Raw genomic sequence first — 23,792 nt, forward strand, 5'->3', positions numbered from 1 at the left:
CTCCGCGGGCCTTAAGGAAATTCTGTGTGTTCTGCGTATTCTGTGGGCTTCAAAAAAGCGTAGCCGCCGCCGGAAGGCGGCGGACCGATCCAGAACAGGGGGTGTTCTTCGTGTTCCGTGTGATCTGTGGGCCTTCGAGGAATTCTGCGTGCTCTGTGGGTTCTCGGAAAAACCGTAGCCGCCGCCGGAAGGCGGCGGATTCTCGGAGCGCAGGTCTCCGACCTGCCGGATCGCCGGCTTCCAAGCGGTAAAAGTGGCTGGTCTCCACCCTTGGTAGCCGCCGCGGTGACGCGGCGGACAATTCGAGAGTCAAGGTTCCGCCGACTCACGTCGGCGGCTACGAATTCCCCCTCTGTGATTCGTAGCCACCGCGGGAACGCGGTGGACCCTTGTTTCGATCCACAGACTCCCGTCGGTGACTACGGACTCAGAACCGGTAGCCGCCGCCGTCAGGCGGCGGACCGATCCAGAACAGGGGGTGTTCTTCGTGTTCCGTGTGATCTGTGGGCTTTTGAAAAAAGTGTAGCCGCCGCGGGAACGCGGCGGACAATTCCAAGGTCGAGTTTCCACCGACTCCCGTCGGTGGCTACCTACGGTGCTTGGTAGCCGCCGCGGTGACGCGGCGGACAATTCGAGAGTCAAGGTTCCGCCGACTCATGTCGGCGGCTACCTTGACGCTCCGGTTCCGCAGCTTTCCGAGAGAGTCCCTGGCTTCGAGCGAGCTTTCTGACTGATCTGCGCGTTCGGCAGGTAGCTCAAAAAAAGCCCTTCTGCGTGCTCTGCGTGATCTGTGGGCTTCAAAAAAGCGTAGCCGCCGCCGGAAGGCGGCGGACCATTTCAAGGCCGAGCTTCCGCCGACTCACGTCGGCGGCTACGGGTTCTCCCCCTCTGCGTGTTCCGCGTGCTCCGTGGGCGCATTTTGCATGCTCCGCGCGTGCCGGTGAGCAAGATTAAAACCGCATCTGCGGGATCCGGAGCCCACCCCCCGCTGCGCAATCTGCAGGCTTTCTCATGGAATTCATCGACCTGAAGTCTCAGTATCGGGCCTATCAAACGGAGATCGACCGTCGCATCCGAACCGTTCTCGAACACGGCCGGTTCATCTTGGGCCCGGAAATCGCCGAACTGGAGGCCGCCCTGGCCGACTACGTCGGCGTCCGCCACTGCATCACCGTGGCCAGCGGCACCGACGCCCTCGAGATCGCCCTGCGCGCCCTCGAGATCGGGCCCGGCGACGAGGTCATCACCGTGCCCTTCACCTGGATCAGCACCGCCGAGGCCATCGCCCTGGTCGGGGCCCGACCCGTCTTCGTCGACATCGAACCGGTCAGCTACAACATCGATCTCGACCGACTCGAAGCCGCCATCACGCCCCGCACCCGCGCCCTGCTGCCCGTCAGCCTCTTCGGCCAGATGCCCGACTACGACCGCATCAACGCCATCGCCGCGCGCCACGGCCTGCCGGTGATCGAGGACGCCGCCCAAAGCTTCGGTGCCACCCGCCACGGCCGCCGCAGTTGCGGGGTCACCACCATCGGCAGCACCAGCTTCTTTCCCGCCAAACCCCTCGGCTGTTACGGCGACGGCGGCGCGTTGTTTACCAACGACGATGCCCTGGCCGACAAAATGCGCGCCATCCGCACCCACGGCGGCCTGCAGCGCCATCATCATCCCCTGTTGGGCATGAACGGCCGATTCGACACCCTTCAGGCCGCCGTCCTGCTGGCCAAACTGCCGCATTTCGACGCCGAGCTGGAACGGCGACGCCAACTCGGCGCCCGGTACACCGAACGACTCCGTCCCCTGCTCCACCTGCCCCATGCCGTGCCCGAGGTTCTCGACGGCAACACCCACGTCTATGCCCAGTACACCATTCGGGTGCCGAATCGCGACACCGTCGCGCAGCGGCTGCAGGCCGAGGGAATCCCCACCGCGGTCTATTATCCCAAATGCCTGCATGAACAACCCGTGTTCGCCTCCCTGGGCTACCGCTGGGGCGATTTCCCCGTGGCCGAACGCGCCTCGCGCGAGGTATTGAGCCTGCCCATGCACCCGTTCCTGACCGAGGCCGATCAGGATCGCGTCATCGACGCCCTCGCCCGCGCCCTGACTGCAGAGAACTCATCGTAAAGCCCGCAATCCGCAGGACAAAAAGCCCACAGACCACGCAGAACACGCAGAACAGAGAAACCCCAGATCATTCAGAGCCTTCAAGGGCCTGTCTCCTTAGCCGCCGCGGGAACGCGGCGGACCATTTCAGGGTAGAGCCTCCGCCGACTCACGTCGGCGGCTACGAAGAAGCCCACAGAACACACAGAAAGAATAGCCCACAGACCACGCAGAACACGCAGAAAGAAAAAGCCCACAGAGCACACAGAAGATTCTCAGAAACGACCCCCACACGACGCAGAATACCCGGAACAAGAATCAAGGAGCATCCACAAGTGGGGTTTTCAAAAAGGACGAGATGGGTAAATCCACCGACTCCCGTCGGTGGCTACGGATTCAGAACCGGTAGCCGCCGCCGGAAGGCGGCGGATGTAGTCCAAGTGACTACTGCGCGCCTTCTGCGTGATCTGTGGGTTCTTGGAAAAACAGGTAGCCGCCGCGGGAACGCGGCGGACAATTCCAGGCCCGAGTTTCCGCCGACTCACGTCGGCGGCTACATTGACGCCCCGGTTCCGCGGCTTTCAGGGATAATCCCGGGCTCCGAGCCAGCTTGCTGGCTGGTCTGCGCGTTCGACAGGTGCTTGAAAAAAGGTCCTTCTGTGTACTCTGCGTGCTCTGTGGGCTATTGAAAAAAAGCGTAGCCGCCGCCGGAAGGCGGCGGACCGATCCAAGATGCTGGGTCGTTCTGCGTGTTCCGTGTGATCTGTGGGCCTAAAGGATTCTGTGGGTTCTGCGTGTTCGGCGTGTTCTGTGGGCTTTGAGAAAAGGACTCTGGCTATTCCCCCTGCTCTGTAGTTTTTGAGTTCTGTGTATTCTGCGTGATCTGTGGGCTTTAAAAATACATTCCGTGGGTTCTGCGTGATCCGTGGGCTCAAAAACCCATTCTGCGGGCTCGGCGGGTCCTTCCGGGAAAAGTCCTTCTGCGTGATCTGCGGTCTGACATGAGCGAGTTTCCCTGGAAGGACCAAACGCATGCCATTCTGGGGGCCTGTTTCGAGGTCTACCGCCAGAAAGGCTGTGGCTTTCTCGAAGCTGTGTATCAGGAATGCCTGGCCATTGAATTCGGGCTGCGCCAGATTCCATTCGCCGCCCAGCCCCTGTTGCGCCTGGAGTACAAAGGCCATCCGCTGCGCCAGACCTATCAGCCGGACTTCGTGTGTTTCGATGCCGTGCTGGTCGAGGTGAAGGCCGTCAGCGCGTTGGCCGACGAACATCGGGCCCAGCTCTTGAACTATCTTCACGCCACCGGGCTCCCCGTGGGCTTGCTGGTCAACTTCGGACACCACCCGGGCCTGGAGTATGAACGCTTTGTTCACGGTCCGCGCGCGCACAGCCCGCAGAACACACAGAAAGAATAGCCTACAGACCACGCAGAACACACAGAAAGAATAGCCCACAGAACACGCAGAATACGCAGAAAACAGAAACCACAGATCATGCAGAGCCTTCCGGAGGCTGTCTCCGTAGCCGCCGCGGGAACGCGGCGGACAGTTCCAGGCCCGAGTTTCCGCCGACTCACGTCGGCGGCTACGAGGAAGCCCACAGAACACACAGAAAGAATAGCCCACAGACCACGCAGAACACGCAGAAAGAAAAAGCCCACAGAGCACACAGAAGATTCTCAGAAACGACCCCACACAACGCAGAATACCCGGAACAAGAATCAAGGAGCATCCACAGGTGGGGTTTTCAAAAAGGACGAGATGGGTAAATCCACCGACTCCCGTCGGTGGCTACGGATTCAGAACTGGTAGCCGCCGCCGTCAGGCGGCGGATGGAGTCCAAGTGACTACTGCGCGCCCTCTGCCTGTCCCGTGTGATCTGTGGGCTCTTGGGAAACCAGGTAGCCGCCGCGGGAACGCGGCGGACCATTCCAGGCCCGAGTTTCCGCCGACTGACGTCGGCGGCTACATTGACGCCCCGGTTCCGCAGCATTCAGGGATAATCCCGGGCTCCGAGCCAGCTTGCTGGCTCGTCTGCGCGTTCGGCAGGTGCTTCAAAAAAAGTCCTTCTGCGTGATCTGCGTGTTCTGTGGGCTCTTGAAAAAAGCGTAGCCGCCGCCGGAAGGCGGCGGACCGATCCAAGACAAGCGGGTTGTTCTGCGTGTTCCGTGTGATCTGTGGGCTTGAAGGAATTCTGTGTGTTCTGCGTGTTCTGTGGGCTTAAAGACACTCTGTGTCTTCCGCGTGCTCTGTAGGCTTCTTGATCCACGGACTCTGCGGTTTGTAACCCACCGGATTCTGTGAGTTTGAAAATCGTCAGTATCGTCGGGGCCCGTCCCCAGTTCATCAAGGCCTGGCCGGTCAGCCGTGCCCTGCGTCAGGCGGGCCATACCGAGATCCTGGTGCACACCGGCCAGCACTACGACGACGCGATGTCGCGCGTTTTTTTCGAGGAACTCGGTCTGCCGGAGCCCGACGTAAATCTCGGCATCGGCTCCGGCTCGCACGGCGAGCAGACGGGCCGCATGCTCGTCGCCCTGGAACCCGTCCTTCTCCAGCACCGACCCGACTGGGTTCTGGTCTATGGCGACACCAACTCCACGCTGGCGGGTGCCCTGGCCGCGGCCAAGCTGCACCTGCCCCTGGCTCATGTGGAGGCCGGCCTGCGCAGTTTTAACAAGCGCATGCCGGAAGAAATCAATCGCGTATTGACGGATCACTGTTCGGACCTGCTGTTCTGTCCCACACAAACGGCGGTGGAGAACCTGGCCCGGGAAGGCATCACGCGGGGCGTGCATCTGGTGGGGGACGTCATGCACGAGGCCCTCCTGGAGGCCCGTCAGATTGCGGCGCAACGGTCGCGGATTCTCGACCAGCTCGGTCTGGAGCCCCGGTCCTATTTTCTGGTGACAGTTCACCGGGCGGAAAACACGGACGAACCGACCCGCCTGGCCGGGATATGGTCCGCACTAACGGAGCTGGCCCGGGAACGACCCGTGCTGTTTCCCGTGCATCCCCGCACCCGGAAGGTTCTGACCCGTCTGGGGCTGTCCGAGGAGTTGGCCCACCTGCGCGAGCCGGACTGTGCGGATGGTGACCTCCCGGTGGTACGGCCGGTGCCCGGGGCGGACCTGCGCCTCCTGCCGCCCCTGGGCTACCTGGACATGCTCCGCCTGACGGAGTCGGCGCGGGTGATCCTGACCGACTCCGGCGGCCTGCAAAAGGAGGCCTGGTGGCTCGGCGTCCCGTGCGTCACGCTGCGGGACGAAACGGAATGGGTGGAAACCCTCGCCCACGGCGCCAACGTCTTGGCCGGCACCGAACCGACTCACATTGAGCGAGCCATCTCCCGGCAGCTAGCTCGGCCTACTCGGCAGAACCCGCAGGTTCCCGCAAGGGCGAGCGGGCTCATCGCCACTCTGCTCGGGCGCAATCACCTCTCCTAGGACGCCCCTTGCGTGCCGGTCCTCTCCCTGTTTGCTGGACTTCGAAATCCAAGGCCCTATGGAATCCAGATCCTCGTCGCAGCGCACCCTCCGCGTTCTACACATCGCCGCGTGGTATCCAACCCCCGCACACCCCGTCGCCGGTGTCTTCATTCTGGAGCATGTGCGTGCGACCGCCCTCTACGCCAATGTGGCGGTTGTGTATGCAGAACGCAACCGTCGGATCGGCTTCAAGCCGCACATCTCCGACTCCCTAGAGCATGAAATCCGGACCTTGCGGATTTCCTACCCCCGCCTTCCCTTTCCAAAATCCGCCTTTCTGTCTTATGCATGGTCAATCCTTGCTGCTTATCGCTACCTCAGAAGCCGACGCTTTAAACCGGATATCATTCACGCACACGTGTGGTACGCCGGTGCCGCCGGCCTTCTTCTTGCACGGCTGCATCGCAGACCCCTACTGGTGACCGAACACGCAAGTGTCTTTCCGCGTCGGCTGTTAAAGCCGAGGCACCAGCGAATCGCCAGAAAAGTGTTTCACTCCTGCCACAGGGTCTGTCCGGTGAGCGAGTACCTTGCGAAGTATATCCGCGAAATTGCTCCACATTCACGAATCACAGTGGTACCCAACGTGATCGACACCACCTTGTTCACCCCGACTGAGGCTCCCCCGGCTCCGCCACAGACAACCAAGCGCATCCTTGTCGTCGCACTTCTGAGCCCCATCAAGGGCATCAACCATCTGCTTGACGCGCTTGCTCAACTGCGCACAAAGCGAACCGATTTCGTGCTGGACATCCTTGGCGACGGCCCGGCCCGTAGCGACCTCGAGCTCCAGACCGCACGCCTGGGCTTGGCGGACGTGGTGCGCTTTCACGGTCTCAAGAGCAAAGCCGAGGTCGCGGCCTTCATGCGCGAGTGTTCGTTTCTGGTCCATCCATCTCTATGCGAAACGTTCGGGATCGCCCCCATAGAGGCTCTCAGCATCGGCAAGCCCGTGCTCGCGACCACCGTGGGCATATTCCCAGAGATCGTTACGCCTGACTGCGGACTCCTGGTACCCCCGGGCGACACACAGGCTCTTGCGGCCGCGGTCGATCGGATGCTGGATCACCACGCAGAGTTCAACGTTCTTGGTGCTGCTGCAGCATTGCGGAACAAGTTTTCGCGCGAAACCGTCGGGCACCGCTATACGGAACTGTACCATGAGGCACTTACGGCACAGGAAAACGCTCCCTCTGGTCCTTTTCTTCGGGCGCTTTCCGCCATCCGCGCCGCTTTCAGAAACCTCAAGGGCGCGACTCGCACCTGGGCCAGAATCCTCGCACGCCTCCGCGGCGCAACAACCCGGGACGAACTCTCCTTGTGCCTGTCGGCATGCATTGATCTCTGCGACCGCCTCTTCCACCCTGCTGAAGTTCGGAACCCGCGCTGTGCTCTTCCGTGCACGGTGCGTGACACCTCCAAAAGCGTGGTTTTCCGCATCCGTCCCGGCAGCGACGACATCTATTCGGTCCTGCCCCGTCGCGAAGGACCGGTCGAGACTGCCATCTTTGACCTCCTAGGCCTGTCAGACACCTTTGTTGACGTCGGCGCAAACGTCGGATACTACACGGTTTTGGCCGCCAAGCGGGTTGGCCCCATGGGACACGTGATCGCTGTGGAGGCTTTTCCCGACACGGCCAACTCTCTCAAAACGAATCTTGCCCTCAACTGCCTGAACAACGTTCGAATTGTTCAGGCTGCTGCATGGAGCGAGTCCGGACGGAGGCGGACTTTCCATTTTCAGCCAGGCCATTGGGGCCAAGTCACTCTGTGCGCCAACGAGACCTCCGAGTCGTCCGTGCAAAGCCCCGCAACTGTCCCCACTGAACGTCTGGACGACATTTGCGCCGCAGTCCCCCACATCAGAGTGCTCAAGTTGGACATTGAGGGCGCTGAGTACGAAGCGCTAAAAGGGGCGGCCGCGACCCTTGCTAAAACTCAGCGCGTTGTCCTTGAGTGCTCGAACGACGAAGAAGCGATCATGGACCTCCTGCGTCGACACGGCTTTCGCATCCAGCGACTCCCATTCAGCACGTACATCCAAGCCGACAAGTAGTCGGGGATACCCCAAGGCTTCGCCGCCCGGACCACGTGCACCTCTGAATGGCCAGCTTCACGAGAGATTGGGCCTCGACACTGGGAGTAAGCCTGGTCGGCGCGCTGTCGGGCTTTGCGTCCAGCCTGCTCACCGCGCACTATCTGGGCCCTGAAGGCCGCGGACTGCTTACAGTTGCTCTACTCCTGCCCTCCATCCTCGTCGCTGTGGCCAACCTGGGCCTGCCGACAGCGACCATTTATTACGCTGCTCGTGCCGAGCTACCGCCCCCCGCCATCATCGGGAACAACATTCTTCTTGGGCTGCTGGCCGCGGCAGCCTCAGCGCTTGTTGGCGCCCTCGTACTACTTCTCTCCGCTGACTCCATGTTCAAAGGGCCGCAACCCACTCACTTCCTGCTGGCCTTCGCCGCTCTTGTTCCTCAAACGCTCTACACATTCATGAGGCCCATCCTTCTGGGTTACCGGGAGGTCAAGGGCTACAACGCCGCAGGGGTCGCCCAGTCCCTCCTCATCGTCACGGTCCTCGCAATCTCGTTCCTTGCCTTTTCTCCTTCAGTTGCTGTTTCCTTGTCAGCCATCTTGCTTGCCTGGTGGCTCGCAGCAGTGTTCGTCTTGGTGCTCCTCCTCCGCCGCTCCGGAACCGTCGACCTGCGTCTGCGTTGTTCCTATGTCCGCAAGGCGCTCGGCTATGGGCTCAAGGCCCACGTGGCAAACATACTTGCGATGCTCCTGTACCGCGTCGACCTCCTGCTTCTCAATTCGTTAAAAGGCCCGGACGCGGTGGGCCTCTACTCACTTGCCGTGGCTGCGGCCGAGTCTCTCAACATGATCTCCCAGGCAGGGGCGACCCTCCTTCTACCACGCGTAGCGGCAGCGGCAAGCCAGCAACCCACAGATCCGTTCGTGGGCCTTCTCATGCGCACCACCGTTCTTGCTACCGCCCTTGCCGCCTTGGTCCTCAGTTGCTGCGCGCCGCTGGTCTTCGTCCTGTGCTTCCCCCCGGCGTTTATGCCGGCCCTTTCTGGCTTTTACGCCATCTTGCCCGGCATCGTCGCCATGAGCGGCACCCGCGTGCTGTGCAACTTCCTGGCGGGGTACGGCAGACCGCACCTGAACATCGTCGTCGGGGCCGCGGCCCTGGCCCTCAACGTTGTGCTTAACCTTTTGTGGATTCCGAAGTGGGGCATGGTCGGCGCCGGCTTCGCCTCCTCCGTCTCGTACTTCCTCGCCCTCGCTGTCGCAGGAAGATTCTACGCCCGGATTACCCAGGTCAGTTGGAAAGAGACCTTCATCCCGCGGGCCGCCGACTGGGTCTTATACCGAAGCCGCCTCGAGCTTCTGTTGCGATTCCGGTAGGATTCGTCTCGGCGTAACCCGGACATCCTACGGATAGACCGCCGGCTGCGAATGCACAATGCGAGGTGCCATCGCCGCCGCGCGTCACGTGGGGGGATCGCCTGCCTCTCAACACATAAGCCGTGCGTCCTGGACCGAGCCCGAACTCTCGACAAGCCTTCGACCCATGCCGCAACCGCGCCCCCACCTCCTCTTCATTGCCTACCATTTTCCGCCGCACAGGACCGTGGCGTGCCACCGAAGCCGCAACCTGGCCAAGCACCTCGCGCTTCTGGGTTGGAAAGTCACCGTTCTCACGCTGGACGAATCCGTGTGGCAACGCGTCGACGACACCATTTCCGACTTTCGCGATATTGACAAGGATATCCTCCGTGTTCTGCGCGTCCGGCCTCGTCTTCGTTGGCTCAACACCGATCAATGGCGTCAATTCAGCCCCAAGCTCACTTGGTGGGCGGGCGCTCCATTTCGACGTCTCTGCCGCCCGCTGGGTATCGAGCTCTCCATCGGCTGGATTCCCTCGGCCTTGCGCGCAGCCCAGTCTCTCGACACCGATCCACCGCACATTGTTCTGGCAACGGGAGGCCCGTTTCTCTCCTCCTTCTATCTGGCCAATCGCCTGGCCCGACGCTGGAACGTCCCCTACGTACTCGACTATCGAGACCTGTGGACAACGGGCAACCCTCACAATTCGTCACGCCTCAGCGCCTGGCAGACATCTCTGGAACGCCGCTACGCCCGACACGCCTCTCTGGTAGTGGCCGTCTCCGACGGGCTCGCGGACAACTTGCAAGCTCATCTGCACTTGGCTCGACGTCCAGAAGTCATCACGAACGGCTACGACCCTGAAGTCGTGGCCCGCGTTGACCCCACCGTATTTCCCGAGCCGGCGGTCGTCTACGCTGGCACTCTTTATCCGCCCCTGCGCACCTTGGACCCCCTCCTTGCCGCGCTGCGTTTACTGGACCTCGACGACTTGCCGTGGCGCTTCCACTATTATGGCTTGCAAGCTCATCTGGTTCAAAGTAGTGCTCGGCTCTACTCGCTGGCCCACAGGGTGACATGCTACGGAGAAGCGCTGTTGGATTGGCGCCAACGCCGTCATCCTGCCGGGAGTCGAACTCGGCGACGACGTCATTGTCGGGGCCGGTGCCGTCGTCACTAGGAGCTTTCCATCAGGTAGCGTTTTGGTCGGAGTGCCGGCTCGACCGCTACGACGAGCTGAAGCACAAGGCCAGGGCAAGGATTCCAGCGCTCGACCCGCAAACGCGGAAGTCGGAAGATCCGATTCGGCAGGTCCTCGTGGATCAACCTAGCAGAGCGGACCGTGAAATCTGCGATCGCCAGCAACCTGCGCAACGCCACACCTTCCCGGCGAGGCTTGTGATGAATAGCTCTCTCCTTGTCCCTGCTCCCGATTTGGCACAGGCAAAAACCGGCGACGTCGGTTATGGATTCTAGACGTCGGTGGCTTTGACCGCTTTCACCGTCACCGCGAAACACTTCGACGTGACTTTCCAACCGCGGCGGCCCGTACAAAACGGTGACCGTTCGCATGGTCGGCATGCGGCTAACTACCGCTCCCGCCCCGACAAATCCAATGTCCGCGCCTTTACCGCATACATTCGCACATTTTTCTAAAAGGACGCAGCGCCCCATGAGGCGCCGCTAAGCATGCACCTGTGCGGAACCGTAGGCACCCACGCCTTCCAGGATCACCTCATCATGCGCTCGCAGCAGCCCAGCCTCAGCTATGGATCCCGACAACATTCCTGCCACGACAGTCGTGGCACGCGATCGCTCAAACCAGATCCCGGTCAGCCGACCACCACCACGAGGCTCATCCTTGCGGTTCTCCTCGCAAGCACCCTGGGCCCCTACATCCTCGGCCCGTTGCGCTTGGACCATCTTCTCATCTATCCCTTGGGGATTGTCTCGATCGTCCGCTTATTCCCAACCGCATACTACACAATACCCGTTCCTCTGCTATTTGTTGCAGGCTTACTTGGCGCGAACGTCGTTTGGTGCCTTGCAACCACAATCGCTTACACGTCGCTTTCCACCGACATGCTGTCCGCTTTGGACAATTTCCTGCAGCCACTTCTGACCCTCTGCATAGCCATGGCGTTGATCCAGAACACTACGCAGCTGCAACTGAATCGTTTGTTTACGTCCACATGCTACGGCACACTTGCGGTCTTTTCGTTCAACGCCCTGCTCGCCTTCGCCATGTCGCGGGGCTATCTTTTGGACCTTGCACCATATTTCGTCCGCAGCATCACTGAAACCGGTCAGTCGGTATGGGCCAACGCGCTTTCAACGGGCCGCTACACCGGCATCTTTGATCAGCCTCTGGAGACCGGACTCGGATATTCCGTTGCCTTGTTGGCGTGGGCATTTCTGGTTTTCGCCCAGGGACGGCGGACCGCACTACTGTTCGCAGCCCTACCACTGCTGCTCCTCGGCGGCGTCTTAGCGGCCTCCAAGACTTTTCTCCTCGGAGGCATCCCACTCTTTCTGACAACTGCTGTACTTTTGGGGCTCAAAAGAAGCCGGCGCGCGTTGACTGTCTGCGCTGCTCTTTTCCTCGCCCTGCTGAGCCTGTTGGCGGGAATCACGTTCAGTGAAACGACGATCGGCGGCAGTTATGCTCGAAAATTTCTCGATCAGCCTATCGACTCTCCAATGGGAGCAATCGCTCATTTTACCTCCCATCGTCTCGCAGGGGCTGCAGTAAATTTGCAGCTCATGCAGCGCGTTCTTTCCACAGCACCTTTTCGAGGCTTTGGCTATGCGCCACCGGATGTGCCGTTGGACAACGGTTATTTGGAGTTCCTATACAGGGGAGGCCTTATCTCCTTGGTTCTATACCTGCTTGTTCATCTTGTTTTTTGCGTTGCGGCCTGGGGTGGCCGCCTCCATCGCCGTCCATTGGCCCTCTGGTCTTTCCTTTTACTCGTGTTGCTCCTTGGCGCTGCCCTCGGGGGACCGACGCTGACCATGAACCGTGTGTCCGTCCCCGTGTGGTTTATGCTTGCATTCAGTTGCGCACTTCTTTCGAGGCCAACAGCACTCTCGGCGCCCCGTCCTACTGGCCACCAGAATCCTAAAGGGTTTGCGATGCCGGCTCCGACTGGACACTGCCGTCCCTGAGCCCGCCTGGCTACTTAGGCTCGCACATCAGAAGAAGCCTCCGCTGCACGGTCGTTTGCTTTGCAACCAACGGCCCTTGTGAGGTATGCGCATTCTTTTCACCAGGCCAGGCCTTCACTGGGGCACTGATTCCGTGTGTCGAGGGTCCTTGGCGCCTCATCGCGAGCCTAGCGCACTTGGACGCTTCATCGAGAACCACTGCCTTCGCGCGCACCAAGTCCTCAATACTGACCGCACTCCAACACGAGCCCGCTTTCTGCGGCTTTCAATGGAATCTCAATCCAGATGCCCACGGCACACAGCCAGTCGCGACCACGTCAACACCGCCCGCTGAATAGCGCACTCGACCGTCACCCACGCGCCGAGACGGGCACATCTTGAGTTCCAGCTTTTCTGGCGCGAGCCCTTTGGCTAGGAAAATGTCCCTTTGACAACTGATAGCGCTTCTAACCCTGAAACGCTTTTCCTATGCCCCAGACCATGCACGTGAATCACGCGAGTCCGGATCCACATCCCAAGCTCCACGTGCTCTACATAGCAGCAATATTTCCTCCTCTTAATGCTATAGCCACCGTCAGGACCTGGAACACAGCCTGCGCACTTGCAGCCCGCGGATGGAACGTCACAGTTCTTACTGTACCGCCAACCATGTGGCGCCATAGAAACGCTGATGACCATCCCTCGCCACACCGCCCCGGTACCGCTCTCCACTTCATCCACGCGTCCCCGCCCCTCGCCTATTTGAACCCTGACCTCTACACAGCAACGCCACCCCACCTCCTCAGCCCTCTGTATCTTTTGAGCGTACGGCCGTTCAACCCCTTCAAAACCTTGGTCGTCCACGCCTGGGGCTTCGCGGCTCACCGCGCAGCTCGTGCCTTGCTCTCCTGGAGGCCGAATCTAATTCTCGCCGACGGCGGCCCCCCACTCGGCTGCTACTTGGCGGCGTACTCCCTGGCGCGCTACTGGAAAATTCCCTATGTACTTGACTATCGGGACCTCTGGAGCGTAGGAAACCCGCACAAGCAGACCTTCCACAACTACTGGCAGCGGCCCATCGAGCGCAAGCTTGTCAAACATGCGGCAGGAATTGTCACAGTGTCCCATGGGCTGGCGCGCACGTTGATGAGCGCCTTCAGCCTGCCGCCTCGCAAGGTCCACGTCATAACCAACGGCTACAACGCGCACAGATTGCAGAATGTTCCCTCCGCGACGTTTGACGAACCTGCCATTGTATATGCAGGGACCTTGTATCCTCCGCTGAGGACTCTGAAGCCGGTTCTCATGGCCTTGAAGCGCCTTGATACGCCCACACTAAGGTGGCAGTTCCATTATTACGGGGCCCAGGGTGACCTGGTGCGAAAAGACGCTGCGGAGCTGGGCATGCTTTCGCGCGTGACGTGTCACGGCCGCGTTCCGTGGTCCGAGGCGGTGGCCGCACTGAAAGGAGCGCACTGTGCCGTTGTGGTTGTGTCAGTCAACAGTGAGGCGGCGACCGAGCTGGGCGTTCTTACCGGTAAACTTTTTGAGCTCCTCGGGCTTGGCGTACCCATCCTCATGGTTGCTCCACGGAACGCAGAAGCGCGGGAATATCTTTTTGGGCACGGTGAAGCCTACTGCGCTGACGAGGTTACGGACATGGCCGAATATCTAAGGTCCCTACTCGGGCGCGACCCGAAACGCTACACTCCCCCGAAGGAATGTAGTTGGGATACACTCGGCGATGTTTGGGACTCGGTGCTTCGTGGTGTGATTGAGGATGGTAATTACATCGCACAATAAGCCCGTTTGAACCGTCATACCGTTGACAACGAATGGTTTTCTCGTACGGAATGAGCCGTACGGTCGCCCAGGGATTGTGTCAGTCCGTTCACTGGCGTGTGTATGTAGCGTTGAAATTCTGAGGCGTGTTTTTTCATCGTCGCCTGATGCAGATCTTGGGGATCCTAGCCTCTTGCGGGCCGTTACTTGCAGCGGGGACAAGGTTGGCGCACGTCCGCCTTTATCAGCGGCCGTTCAGTCATGTTTTTCAGATTCCCGGATGAATGAATTTGGTTGCCATGCGGTGCACTTTTGTCCTTAACTGTGCGGCACTCCGGCACGGGGGTGGTCGAAGCGTTGGGCTGAACGTCGTCCGGCAGCTCGCTCTGAGGCAAGGTCCGGAGCGGTTCCTGGTCTTTGCTTCCCCTGGTGTCGGCTACGAAAACCTGGAGGTGCCCCATGTTAAAGTCCAGCTCGTCAGGTGGCCGGAGTTCGGGTTTGCGAGACGGCTTTATTTCATGAACGACACAGTCCCCGAGCTCTGCCGTGCCAACCAGGCTGCTGCGCTGTTTTCCATGGGCAACATGGCGACATCGTTTCCTCCCGTGCCCCAGCTCGTGCTTTTTCACAAAGCCCACTTCATTTCAAGCGAACCCCTGCGCCGGATTTTACCGACGCTGCGGGAGCAAGTCCAGCATCGGCTCGAGCGTCTGTACTTCCGTTACGCCATTCAGCACGCAACTGTCACCGTCCAGACCGGATGGGTACGCCAGCGCCTCCTGGCCATGTACCGACTCCGGCCCGAACAGGTCCATGTCGTCCCCAACGCCCCGGATCTGGCAGGTGCTCCTGACCCGGCGCCCGGTGCGCAAGCCCGCCAAATGGCTTCTCTGCAGCGGCCCCTGCGCCTTTTCTACCTGGCCCTGTATTATCCGCACAAAAACCATCGGATCCTCAAGGAGGTGGCCGACCGGCTCGAGGCGCTCCGACTCGAGGAGTTCGCCATCGTCACCACGATCGCGCCCGACCAGGACCGGGGCGCGCAGCGCCTCTTGCAGCAAATGCAGCGGCACACCCTCGGGCCGAGGCCGCGGTTTCTGAACGTCGGCCCGGTCCCACCGGGCCAGATCGACCACTGCTTCCGACAAAGCTGGGCCTGTCTCATTCCCACCTTGCTCGAAACATTCGGTCTGACCTACCTCGAGGCCATGAGGGCCGGCTGTCCCATTCTGACGAGTGACCGGGATTTCGCCCGTGAGGTGTGTGGTGACGCGGCACTTTACTTCGATCCGCTGAACGCCGACAGTATTGTGCAGGCCATCCTGCGCCTGCGTGACGAGCCCGGATTGCGCGAGCGGTTGATCGAGGCCGGTCGCCGACGCCTCCAGCAGGGTTTCCCCACCTGGGCGGAGGTCACCGAGCGTTACGTGGAGTTGCTGCGTAGAATCGCTCGGCCACAGGCCGTCTCCTGAGTCACACGTAGCGCCTCCTCATCCACCCCCGCGCTCCCAGAACCCATCGCCCCTTCCGTTCATGGCCCGCATCGCCATTGTGGTCCAGGTGTTTCCGCCCGATAACGTGGCCACGGCGCAGTTGTACGGAGACCTTGCGCTGGACCTCGTCGCTCACGGACACGAGGTGCGCGTGTTCACCTCCAAGGCCTATTATAGCGACGACCCCCTCGCCACCCGATGGCGCGCCGGTCTGCGCACCGGCTTTCCGTGGCGAACCTCCGTGCAACACGGACTCCGGATCTGTCGCTGCTGGATGCCCCGACGTCCCCGGTCGCTCCTGCCCAGGGCTCTGGCGTGGGCGTGGCTCCATGCCGGAACGCTGGCCGCTGCCCTTCCGTCACGGTGGCGACCCGATGTGATCCTCGCACCTTCGCCTCCACCGACAGTCGCACTCGTGGCCTGGGCTCTGGCCCAAAGGTTCCAGATCCCGTTCGTGTACAACGTTCAAGAGCTGTACCCGGATGTGGCGATCAACCTGGGGCTTGTCAGGAATCCCCTTCTCATCCGGTGGCTTCGCCGACTCGAGCGCTTTACCTACGACCGGGCAGCCCGCGTTACAGTCATTTCCCGTCGGATGTACGAGGCCTTGCTCGCGCGCGGTGTGCCCGCGGCAAAACTCGCGCTCATCCCGAACTTCGCCGACACCGCGCAAATCCAGCCCGTGCCCAGGGACAACGGGTTCAGTCGCGAATACGGGCTTGGGAACTGTTTCGTCATCAGCTACGCGGGCAACATGGGTAAACCTCAACACCTGGAAACGCTGGTCCGGGCGGCGGCGCGGCTGCAGTCCGTGCCCGACCTCCGTTTTCTGCTGATCGGCGATGGTACTGAGCGGCCAGTCCTCCAGCGCCTGGCAGCGGACCTCGCGCTGCCCAACGTTCAGTTCGTGCCCTACCAGCCTTATGCGCGGATGAACGAGATCTACGCCTGCAGTAACATCTGTTACGTACCACAAGCAGGGGGAACGAGCACAGACGGTGTGCCGTCCAAGGTGTACCGGATCCTCGCCGCGGGCCGACCGGTGATTGCAGCGACGGAACCCGACTCCGATCTGGGGCGGCTGGTCCTCGAATCCGGCGCCGGTCTGGTGGTGTCGCCCACGGACGCCGCTGCAGTGGCCCGGGCGGTCGAGGAAATCCGGAATCAGTCGGATTTCTGGGAGCAACGCGGCGCCGAGGCGCGGCGGTTCGTGGAACGGCATTACGGCCGGGCGGCGGTGACGCGGCAGTATCACGAGCTTCTGGTGAGCGTGGCGCAGGAGTCTCACCACCCGGCCCATGGGGGCTGAGTCCGTCACGGGCACCACGCGGCGGCCGTGCCATGCGGCTGCTCCCGCCGCTGTCGCGAGGCTCCGGTCATGAGAGTCCTGGTCACCGGTGTGGCGGGGACGATCGGTCGGGCCCTGGTGCGACAGTGCCTCGCCCACGGCGATTCGGTAAGGGGACTGGATCGCCGACCGGTGGAACTCGAGGGCGGTGAGACGCGGCAGGCGGACATCCTCGAGTTCCCCAGACTGCGAGAGGCGGCCCGGGGCGCGGCGGCAGTGGTTCACCTGGCAGCCGAGCATCGGGACGACGTGCGGCCGGTGCGGCTGTACCACGAGGTCAACGTGGAAGGAACGCGCAATGTCCTGCGCGCCGCCCGCGAGGTCGGATGCCGACGCGTCATCTTCACCAGCACGGTCGCGGTCTATCCCCTCGACGTCCCCTGCCCCGCCGAGGATCATCCCCCGGCCCCCTTCAACGCCTACGGCCGGAGCAAGGCCGAGGCCGAAGCGCTGGTCCGGGCCTGGGCGGAGGAAGACCCGACCCGCTGCGCGGTCATCGTGCGCCCCTCCGTGGTGTTCGGCGAGGGCAACCGCGGCAACGTGTACAATCTCCTGCGCCAAATCCACGAAGGCCGGTTCGTCATGGTGGGGTCGGGCCGGAATCGCAAGTCCATGGCCTACGTGGGCAACGTGGCGGCGTTCCTCCACTGGTGCCTGCGCCTGCCCCCGGGACTGCACGTGTTCAATTACGCCGACAAGCCGGACCTGACCACGGCGGAGTTGGTCGCCCTGGCACGACGGGTGATGGGTCGGGACGGGGATTGGCGGGCCCGGATCCGACTGCCCTACGCCGTGGCCCTGCCGCTGGGATGGATGGCCGACGCCGTGGCGGCCGTGACGGGACGGTCCCTGCCCGTCAGCAGCATTCGGATCCGAAAATTCTGTGCCGAGACCACGGTGAACACGGAACGGCTGGAACGGTCGGGGTTCGTGCGGCCGTACGGATTGATCGAGGCACTGGAACGGACGATTCGATACGAATTCGGCGGGGGCCGCGAATGAGACCACGGAGCACACGGAAAGCAAGGCCCACAGAGCACACAGAACAGAAGCCCACAGAGCACGCAGAATACGCAGAATAGGCAGAACGGCTTTTAAAGCCCACAGAATACGCAGAACACGCAGAAAAGAGATTTGTCTGTCGGATCGGTCCGCCGACTCACGTCGGCGGCTACGGACTTTGGGGTTGGTAGCCGCCGGAAGGCGGCGGATGGAGGATTGGTCCACCGACTGACGTCGGTGGCTACGAGAATTAGCCCACAGAACACGCAGAACACGCAGAACAGAAAGATTTACACTGGGGCGGTCCGCCGACTCACGTCGGCGGCTACCAGAATTAGCCCACAGAGCACACAGAACACTCAGAGGAAAACACCCGAATTGGATCGGTCCGCCGACTGACGTCGGCGGCTACGAAAATCAGCCCACAGAGCACGCAGAATACGCAGAATTCTGTACCGGACCAGTCCGCCGACTGACGTCGGCGGCTACGAGACTCGGCCCACCGATCAACCGGAGCGCATAGCCATCGAAGTCCGCGGACTGCACAGAGGGCAGCAGACAAGGGCCAGAGGCACAGGGGCCGAAAGACGACGGGAAAGGTTGGAGGGACGGCGGCGACGTCGTCCCTCCAGCGTTTTTGTCCACAGGATGTTTGTGCCTCCAGGGAGCCAGCGGGTCGGTCCATGCCAGCCCAACGCCAGTGCCCATCCGCTTGCTCGATGGGCCATTCCAAGAGCCCTTCTGTGTGATCTGCGTGATCCGTGGGCTGAGGAGAAGAATCCGGTCGGTAGCCGCCGCCGGAAGGCGGCGGATGGAGAATTGGTCCACCGACTGACGTCGGTGGCTACGAGAATTAGCCCACAGAACACGCAGAATACACAGAAAGAAAAGGCCCACAGAACACACAGATCACGCAGAAGAAAACACCTGAGTTGAATCGGTCCGCCGACTGACGTCGGCGGCTACGGGTTCAGAGTTCGATAGCCGCCGCCGGAAGCCGGCGGAGGGAGAATTGGTCCGCCGACTTACGTCGGCGGCTACGGATTTGGGACTTGGTAGCCGCCGCCGAAAGGCGGCGGACGAGACTCGAGGGACCTTTCCACCGACTGACGTCGGTGGCTACGACAATTAGCCCACAGAACACGCAGAATACACAGAAAGAAAAGGCCCACAGAACACACAGATCAGGCAGAAGAAAACACCTGAATTCGATCGGTCCGCCGACTGACGTCGGCGGCTACAAGGGTTCAAAGAAAAAGCCCTTCTGTGTGATCTGCGTGGTCTGTGGGCTTCAAAAAATCGTAGCCGCCGCCGTCAGGCGGCGGATCGTGTGCGGCTCCGGGACTCACGTCGCCGACTACGATTCCCCTTCATCTGTGTGTTCTGCGTGCTCCGTGGGCTTCTGAGGGAATTCTGTGTGATCTGCGTGTTCTGTGGGCCCAAAAATATTCTGCGTGTTCTGCGTGTTCTGTGGGCTTGAAAACAACAGTTCTGCTGGTTCTGTGGGCTCCGTCTTCCGCGTGCTCCGTGGTCTCAGACGTCGCAGATCTGGATGGCCTGCCGCAACGAGGCCAGTTTGTCGGGTCGGCGCGGCACGAATTCCTGGGCCACGTACCCCTTGAACCCGGTGGCCACGATGGCCTGCATGATCCGCGGATAATTCAACTCCTGGGTCTCATCGATCTCGTTGCGACCCGGCACGCCGCCCGTGTGGTAATGATCGATGTACTGGCGGTTCTCCCGGATGGTATCGCAAATGTCCCCCTCCATGATCTGCATGTGATAGATGTCGTAGAGGAGCTTGAAGCGCTCGGAGCTGAGCCGCTTCACCAGTTCCACCCCCCAGGCGGTGTGGTCGCACATGTAATCGCGGTGATTCCGTTTGCTGTTGAGCAGTTCCATGCAGAGGGTGACCTTGTACTTCTCCGCCACGGGCAGGATCCGCTTCAGGCCGATGACACAGTTCTCCAGGCCCTGCTCGTCGTCCAGACCGTCCCGGTTGCCGGAGAAACAGATCAGACGCTCGAACCCGGCCGCGGCGGTTTCCTTGATCCGCTGCTCGTAGGCCTGCACGAGTTTGTCGTGGTGCTCGACCCGGTTCCAGGCCCGGGTGATGCCGCCCAATCCGTCGATGGTGGGGTTGCTCACCATGGTGCAGACCAGGCCGTATTTCTTGACCGTGTCGAATTCGTTGGGATTGAGGAGGTCGATGCCCTCCAGGCCCATTTCCTTGCCGGCCCGACAGAGATCGTCCAGCGAGATGCCGCTGTAGCACCAGCGACAGGCGCTGTGCCGGATGCGACCTTTGAGTTTGACCGCAGGGGTTTCCTGGGCGGCCAAGGAGACGGGGAGGGACGAAGCGGCGGCGACGGCCGCGGCCGTGCCGGCCATGGTTTTCAAGGCAGACCGACGATTCATGCGCGCGCTCATGCGCGCAATGTGACACAACGGGGCCGCGCGGCCAACTCCTTTCGAATTCGGTCGCCCGGGCCACGCGTGCCCACCGGATGCCGCCCTTTCAGGGCGGGGTGAATTGTGCAAGCCCGGGTTACCCAGGGTGTTGGCCTGCCCAGGGCGTTGCCCTGGGCCAACGAATTCTCGCCCCGTTGGGGCGGGAGACGGTGCGCCGAAGGCGCATCGACTCACCGGCCCGGGGCAACCCCCCGGGAATCCGGCCCCCCCGAAACCCGCCGCGCCCTGAAAGGGCGCAACTCAACGAACCCATCGCGATGCGCGGCCTGCCCCCACCGAAGTCCGCCTTGATGGGGCGGACGACCGCAACGCGCAAACTATCCGGGCCTACTCGGGCAATCTCAGGACTTCAATGCGGGTCGGATCGCTCACGCCCAGTTCCAGCAGGGCGGCGTTTTCGTACAGGTCCCGACTCACCGGTGGATGGGCGATGTTCATCAGCCGGCGTTGGCGTTCCAGTTCTTGTAAGGACAGGACGTCCAGCGCCACGGGGTCGCGGCTGATACGCAGTTCGTTCAGCACGGTGGAGTAATGCAACAGGCCGCGGTTGCCGCCCAGGTACTGGCACAGGAGGGCGTCCACCACGCAGAGGACGAGCCGGTCCGCCAGCGGGGGCAAGGCGCAGATCTCCGGGACGGCCTGAGCCAGCCGGGCAGCCTCGACTTCGAAGCGCTGGAAGTTGTCCACGCTGCCCATGGCCAGCGTGTACAGCAGTCCGGTCACTCCTGCCTCGACGTGGGCGACCATGGGACTGACCACGATCAGGCGTGTGATGCGTTGGGTCAGCAGCCGCGTGACGTGCGATTTGCGGCCCGCGCCGGGCAGATGTTGCCCGAATTCCAGGTCACCCCAGACCAGATTGCCCAACAGGGGCGAGTCGTAGGCCACCTCGGGATCGAACCCGCTTTCCACGGCGCCCGCCAACTCGACTCCGTATCGGGTCGCCAGCTCCTCGAAGCCGGCGCGGCGCAGATCGGACAAGTACTTGTCCCAGACGATGATGTTGGTGGCGGGAATGCCTGCGGCCAGAAGGCCTTCGATCAGGGCCGCCACCACGGCGGGGCGTGTCCCGAAGGTGGGACCCAGGGCGGAGGCCACTTTGATGCCGACGACGTCGCCGGTGGAGACGAGGCTGCGCCAGGCCGCGGCTGCGTCGGGTTGTTCCGTCCACCGACGCAGGGCCCGATCCAGCATTTGTCGGATCCGGATCGGATTGGCCTGATAGGTTTCCATCGCACGGGGATCGTGGACCACGATCACCTGCGCGCGCGGCGGAGAAAGTTCGGCGGCGGCTGCCGATCGGCATCCAGCGGGGTTGCCGATGCCCGTGGCTGCGATGGTCAGCCCCAACCAAACGCGTAACCATGAACCTGGGTTTCTTGACACTTCGAAGTCCGGGATGCTACCACCGGCCTCGATGGTGGCCACGAAAAAACGGGCGATCGCATGCGGACTGCTGCTGGGTGCCGTGGCAGGGGTGTGGACCGGGTGCGCGCCCGCGGGCCACAAGGCCCTGCGCCAGGGCCAGCAGAGTCTGGTCGCCGGAGATCTCACCAATGCACTGCGTCAACTCCATCGGGCCGTCCAGCTTTTACCGACGAATGCGGTGGCGTGGAACGAGTATGGCGTTGCCTGCCACCGCGTCGGGTTGTTGTCGAACGCGGCTGCCGCGTATCAGCAGGCCCTGCGGTTGAATCCCGACCTCCTCGAAGCGCATTACAATCTGGGCTGTTTGTGGATGCAAAGCGCGCAATGGGACGCCGCCCGGTCGGCCTTCACAACCTACACGCTCCGTCATCCGAGTCGCCCCGAGGCTTGGTGGCGGCTGGGCTTGTGTGAACTGCGCCTGCGCCAGCCTGCTGCTGCCGAGCGCGCGTTCCAAGAGATGCTGCGGCTGCATCCGAGCGATCCGAGGGCATTGAACGGGTTGGGTCTGGCCGCGCTGCAACGCCAACGGGCCCAGGACGCGGTCCGATACTTCACCGCGGCGCTGCAAGCCAACCCGGCGTATCCGGCAGCGCGACTCAACCTGGCGGTCACCTACCATCAGTACCTGCGGAACGCGTCGGCGGCACTGGAGCAATATCGAGAGTACCTGGCGCTGGAACCTCGCCCGCCGAACTACGAGGCCGTGCTGGAGACGGCTCATTCGCTGGAGTTGGCGCTGGCCAGGGCCTTGCCCGTCACCAACCAGCTCGCCGCCGCCCAGGGCACAGGGCCCCCGGTTGGCCCGGGCGCCGCGCCCACGACTCCCACAACGACCACTGTAACCCCGGGCACAGCCGCGCAACCGCAGATCGCGAGCGAGCCCGCCCCGGCCCCGCGGCCGACTCCGTCCCAACCCCAGGAGAGCCGGCCCAATCTTGGTGCGACCGCGAGAACCGACCCTGGGCCGACCCGTCCGACGCCGTCGACGGCACCTCCGACACCCACGGCGGCGCCGCCGGCGTTGGTTTCGCCGCGGCCGACACCAACCGCTCCCACCGGAGCTTCGCCAGCCGTGCAGCCCGGGCAGGCGGCCATGGCCCGTCCAGAGCCCGCTGAAGCCGCAACTCCGGCTGTCAGCAAGGCCGCGCAGCCGACCGCCCCCGCGCCGGATGCCGCTCCCAACCAGGTCGAGGTCGTAGGCCCGACTCAGCCCCCGGGTCCTTCAGCTGGAACAGCCCGGCGGACGCGCTGGTGGGAACGGGTCAACCCGACAACGCTCTTCCGATCGGGTTCGGAAACCGAACGGCGTCCGACGCCTTTGCCGCCGGGGCCGAGCGCGCCGCCGGCCGAGGAGCGCGAGATTGCTGCAGCAGCGCCCACCCCGGCTCCAGGGGCCCAACCCGCAGCGAGACGGACCGAATCCGCGGCGCCCAGCTCGGAGCCGGAACGTACGGAGCCGGCGCCGCCGGAGTATCCGCGTTACCCGTATCGGCGTCCGACGCCTCCGGCGCCCGGGGACGCGAACACGGCCAATGCGTGGTTTGCCCGTGGCCTGGAGGCCCAGAAGGACGGCCGGCTCATGGACGCTTTGCAGGCCTACCAGGCGGCGATTCAGGCGAACCCGGCCTTTTTCGAGGCGTACTACAACTTTGCGCTGGCGGCCCTGCGGGCGGGACGGGTGCGCGATGCCCTGGAGGCGTCCGAATACGCCCTGGCGCTGAATCCCAACTCGCGCGATGCGCGATACAACTTTGCGCTGGCGCTGCGCCAGGGTGGCTACCACCACGACGCGGCCGAGGAGTTGGAACGGCTGCTGAGTCGATATCCCCTCGACACGCGGGCGCGGCTGGCCCTGGGCAATCTGTACGCGCAGCAGTTGCGTCAGCCCGACCGGGCCCGGGTGCATTACCTGCGCCTGCTGGAATTGGAGCCGCGGCATCCGGATGCGGAGGCGATTCGGTACTGGCTGGCCCAACACCCCGAATGAGCCGCCCGCGGAGCACGTGGAAACGGGCCCCCGGAGCACGCAGAAGAAAAGCCCACAGGGCACGCAGAAAGAAAAGGCCCACAGAACACACAGATCACGCAGAAGAAAACATCTGAGTTGAATCGGTCCGCCGACTCA

15 protein-coding genes are annotated in these 23,792 nt (G+C 62.5%); 13 read left to right on the forward strand and 2 right to left on the reverse strand.

Features of this window, described 5'->3' with window-relative positions; translation table 11 throughout:
* The first annotated feature begins 1,011 nt into the window (after positions 1-1,011).
* The 12 genes from ACPDIT_RS00930 to ACPDIT_RS00985 all read left to right on the forward strand — a co-directional run bounded on the left by ACPDIT_RS00930 (position 1,012) and on the right by ACPDIT_RS00985 (position 17,767).
* Positions 1,012-2,130: a DegT/DnrJ/EryC1/StrS family aminotransferase gene (locus tag ACPDIT_RS00930; RefSeq protein ID WP_423440733.1), complete on the forward strand. Its 1,119-nt coding sequence runs from the start codon at positions 1,012-1,014 to the stop codon at positions 2,128-2,130.
* Positions 2,131-3,110: 980 nt separating this feature from the next.
* On the forward strand, positions 3,111-3,527 hold the full coding sequence (locus tag ACPDIT_RS00935; RefSeq protein ID WP_423440735.1) for a GxxExxY protein: 417 nt from the start codon (positions 3,111-3,113) through the stop codon (positions 3,525-3,527).
* Between the two features lie 890 nt (positions 3,528-4,417).
* Positions 4,418-5,557: a non-hydrolyzing UDP-N-acetylglucosamine 2-epimerase gene (wecB, locus tag ACPDIT_RS00940; RefSeq protein WP_423442553.1), complete on the forward strand. Its 1,140-nt coding sequence runs from the start codon at positions 4,418-4,420 to the stop codon at positions 5,555-5,557.
* Positions 5,558-5,615: 58 nt separating this feature from the next.
* Positions 5,616-7,655 (forward strand): FkbM family methyltransferase, encoded by a 2,040-nt coding sequence (locus tag ACPDIT_RS00945; RefSeq protein ID WP_423440736.1) that lies wholly within the window; start codon positions 5,616-5,618, stop codon positions 7,653-7,655.
* A 47-nt stretch (positions 7,656-7,702) separates the two neighbouring features.
* A complete protein-coding gene (locus ACPDIT_RS00950) occupies positions 7,703-9,013 on the forward strand; it encodes a polysaccharide biosynthesis C-terminal domain-containing protein (protein ID WP_423440738.1) in 1,311 nt (436 codons plus the stop codon).
* Between the two features lie 166 nt (positions 9,014-9,179).
* On the forward strand, positions 9,180-10,175 hold the full coding sequence (locus ACPDIT_RS00955) for a glycosyltransferase (RefSeq protein WP_423440739.1): 996 nt from the start codon (positions 9,180-9,182) through the stop codon (positions 10,173-10,175).
* Positions 10,117-10,326 (forward strand): hypothetical protein, encoded by a 210-nt coding sequence (locus tag ACPDIT_RS00960; RefSeq protein ID WP_423442554.1) that lies wholly within the window; start codon positions 10,117-10,119, stop codon positions 10,324-10,326. Before ACPDIT_RS00955 ends, ACPDIT_RS00960 begins: the two co-directional genes overlap by 59 nt.
* A 409-nt stretch (positions 10,327-10,735) precedes the next feature.
* Positions 10,736-12,163 (forward strand): hypothetical protein, encoded by a 1,428-nt coding sequence (locus ACPDIT_RS00965; protein WP_423440741.1) that lies wholly within the window; start codon positions 10,736-10,738, stop codon positions 12,161-12,163.
* A gap of 480 nt (positions 12,164-12,643) precedes the next feature.
* The gene (locus ACPDIT_RS00970) at positions 12,644-13,945 is read left to right on the forward strand and encodes a glycosyltransferase (RefSeq protein WP_423440743.1); all 1,302 of its coding nucleotides are present in this window, start codon (positions 12,644-12,646) and stop codon (positions 13,943-13,945) included.
* 497 nt (positions 13,946-14,442) lie between these two features.
* The gene (locus ACPDIT_RS00975; RefSeq protein ID WP_423440745.1) at positions 14,443-15,396 is read left to right on the forward strand and encodes a glycosyltransferase; all 954 of its coding nucleotides are present in this window, start codon (positions 14,443-14,445) and stop codon (positions 15,394-15,396) included.
* A 61-nt stretch (positions 15,397-15,457) separates the two neighbouring features.
* Positions 15,458-16,726 (forward strand): glycosyltransferase family 4 protein, encoded by a 1,269-nt coding sequence (locus ACPDIT_RS00980; protein WP_423440746.1) that lies wholly within the window; start codon positions 15,458-15,460, stop codon positions 16,724-16,726.
* A 69-nt stretch (positions 16,727-16,795) separates the two neighbouring features.
* Positions 16,796-17,767, forward strand: a complete 972-nt coding sequence (locus ACPDIT_RS00985) for an NAD-dependent epimerase/dehydratase family protein (protein ID WP_423440748.1) — start codon at positions 16,796-16,798, stop codon at positions 17,765-17,767.
* A 1,533-nt stretch (positions 17,768-19,300) separates the two neighbouring features.
* Here ACPDIT_RS00985 and ACPDIT_RS00990 read toward each other — a convergent pair.
* Together ACPDIT_RS00990 and ACPDIT_RS00995 are read right to left on the reverse strand one after the other, a co-directional pair.
* A complete protein-coding gene (locus ACPDIT_RS00990) occupies positions 19,301-20,185 on the reverse strand; it encodes a hydroxypyruvate isomerase family protein (protein WP_423440750.1) in 885 nt (294 codons plus the stop codon).
* A gap of 381 nt (positions 20,186-20,566) precedes the next feature.
* Entirely contained in the window at positions 20,567-21,589 is a 1,023-nt protein-coding gene (locus ACPDIT_RS00995; protein WP_423440752.1) for a DUF362 domain-containing protein, read from the reverse strand.
* 67 nt (positions 21,590-21,656) lie between these two features.
* Here ACPDIT_RS00995 and ACPDIT_RS01000 point away from each other — a divergent pair, with 67 nt between their 5' ends.
* Positions 21,657-23,654 (forward strand): tetratricopeptide repeat protein, encoded by a 1,998-nt coding sequence (locus ACPDIT_RS01000; RefSeq protein WP_423440754.1) that lies wholly within the window; start codon positions 21,657-21,659, stop codon positions 23,652-23,654.
* The last annotated feature ends 138 nt before the right edge of the window (positions 23,655-23,792 follow it).

It is taken from the genome of Limisphaera sp. VF-2 (genome assembly GCF_049537125.1).
Lineage (GTDB): Bacteria > Verrucomicrobiota > Verrucomicrobiia > Limisphaerales > Limisphaeraceae > Limisphaera.

What these genes read in the sequence shown, in the direction of transcription:
- ACPDIT_RS00930 (WP_423440733.1), top strand. Translation starts at nt 1,012, where the DNA reads ATGGAATTCATCGACCTGAAGTCTCAGTATCGGGCCTATCAAACGGAG.
- ACPDIT_RS00935 (WP_423440735.1), top strand. Translation starts at nt 3,111, where the DNA reads ATGAGCGAGTTTCCCTGGAAGGACCAAACGCATGCCATTCTGGGGGCC.
- ACPDIT_RS00945 (WP_423440736.1), top strand. Translation starts at nt 5,616, where the DNA reads ATGGAATCCAGATCCTCGTCGCAGCGCACCCTCCGCGTTCTACACATC.
- ACPDIT_RS00950 (WP_423440738.1), top strand. Translation starts at nt 7,703, where the DNA reads ATGGCCAGCTTCACGAGAGATTGGGCCTCGACACTGGGAGTAAGCCTG.
- ACPDIT_RS00955 (WP_423440739.1), top strand. Translation starts at nt 9,180, where the DNA reads ATGCCGCAACCGCGCCCCCACCTCCTCTTCATTGCCTACCATTTTCCG.
- ACPDIT_RS00965 (WP_423440741.1), top strand. Translation starts at nt 10,736, where the DNA reads ATGCGCTCGCAGCAGCCCAGCCTCAGCTATGGATCCCGACAACATTCC.
- ACPDIT_RS00970 (WP_423440743.1), top strand. Translation starts at nt 12,644, where the DNA reads ATGCACGTGAATCACGCGAGTCCGGATCCACATCCCAAGCTCCACGTG.
- ACPDIT_RS00975 (WP_423440745.1), top strand. Translation starts at nt 14,443, where the DNA reads ATGAACGACACAGTCCCCGAGCTCTGCCGTGCCAACCAGGCTGCTGCG.
- ACPDIT_RS00980 (WP_423440746.1), top strand. Translation starts at nt 15,458, where the DNA reads ATGGCCCGCATCGCCATTGTGGTCCAGGTGTTTCCGCCCGATAACGTG.
- ACPDIT_RS00985 (WP_423440748.1), top strand. Translation starts at nt 16,796, where the DNA reads ATGAGAGTCCTGGTCACCGGTGTGGCGGGGACGATCGGTCGGGCCCTG.
- ACPDIT_RS00990 (WP_423440750.1), bottom strand. Translation starts at nt 20,185, where the DNA reads ATGAATCGTCGGTCTGCCTTGAAAACCATGGCCGGCACGGCCGCGGCC.
- ACPDIT_RS01000 (WP_423440754.1), top strand. Translation starts at nt 21,657, where the DNA reads ATGGTGGCCACGAAAAAACGGGCGATCGCATGCGGACTGCTGCTGGGT.